Origin of the sequence: Dietzia sp. CQ4 (assembly GCF_014145125.1) — a bacterium.
Lineage (GTDB): Bacteria > Actinomycetota > Actinomycetes > Mycobacteriales > Mycobacteriaceae > Dietzia > Dietzia natronolimnaea.
Map to the genome: position 1 here is coordinate 1 of NZ_JAALDZ010000335.1, position 997 is coordinate 997.

A 997-nucleotide genomic window follows, 5' to 3' on the forward strand; every position below is an offset into this window, starting at 1 on the left:
CCGGGCCCGGGCGCCCGCCGCGGCCCGCGGGATCACGCCGCGCCGGGGGGCGAACAGCTGCGCCGCGGTGAAGATGACGGCCTGCGCGAGGACCACCACCGGGCCCGGGGGGAGGTCGGCGTAGTAGCCGGCGTACAGGCCGGTGACGCCACCGACCAGGGCGACGACGACGGCGACGATCATCGTCCCCCGCATGGTGTCGGCCACCAACTGGGCGGTCGCGCCGGGGATGATGAGCGTGGCCACCACCAGGATCACGCCCACCGACTGGACCCCCGCCACGGTGGCGGTGGCGAGGGTGGCGAGCAGGAGCCCGGTCAGCGCCCGCGTCCTGAGCCCCAGGGTGTGGGCGTGCAGCCGGTCGAAGGCCAGCATGATGAGGTCGCGGCGGAAGGCCAGCAGCACGATCACCGTGAACGCCGAGACCGCCAACACCTGGACGAGGTCGGAATCGCGCACCCCGAGGACGCTGCCGAACAGGATCGAGTGCAGGTCCTGTTGGGTCGGGAACCGGGCGATGAGGACCAGTCCGAACGAGAACAGGGCGGTGAAGACGATGCCCATCGCCGCGTCCTCCCGCACCGTCCCCCCCTCTCGGACCGCGCCGATGAGCGCCACCGCGACCAGCGCGGCGATGAGTGCGCCGACCGCGAACGGGATGCCGATCAGGGCGGCGATCACCACACCGGGCAGGACGGCGTGGGAGACCGCGTCACCCATGAGAGACCAGCCCATGTGGACCAGCCAGCAGCTCAGCAACGCGCCGGCCACACCGGAGGCGGCCACCACGAGCAGGGCGCGCCGAATGAACTCGTAACTCATCGGCTCGACGAGCAGATCGATCATCACAGTGCTCCCTCTGCGGTCGGCGTCCGGTCGTCGACGGCGGGCAGCCGCGCCCCGAGCAACGTGGACAGGATCTGGGGGGTGGTGGTCTCGGCCACGGGGCCGTGAGCCACCAGCCGACCGTTGAGCAGGGCGACCGAGTCCGCGAGCC

The 997-nt window shown here is 72.1% G+C and carries 1 protein-coding gene; it reads right to left on the reverse strand.

Annotation, left to right across the window (positions count from 1 at the left end; translation table 11 throughout):
* The coding region (locus G6031_RS16185) for a metal ABC transporter permease (RefSeq protein WP_182653816.1) at positions 1-846 on the reverse strand (846 nt) is incomplete at its 3' end.
* Between the last annotated feature and the right edge of the window lie 151 nt (positions 847-997).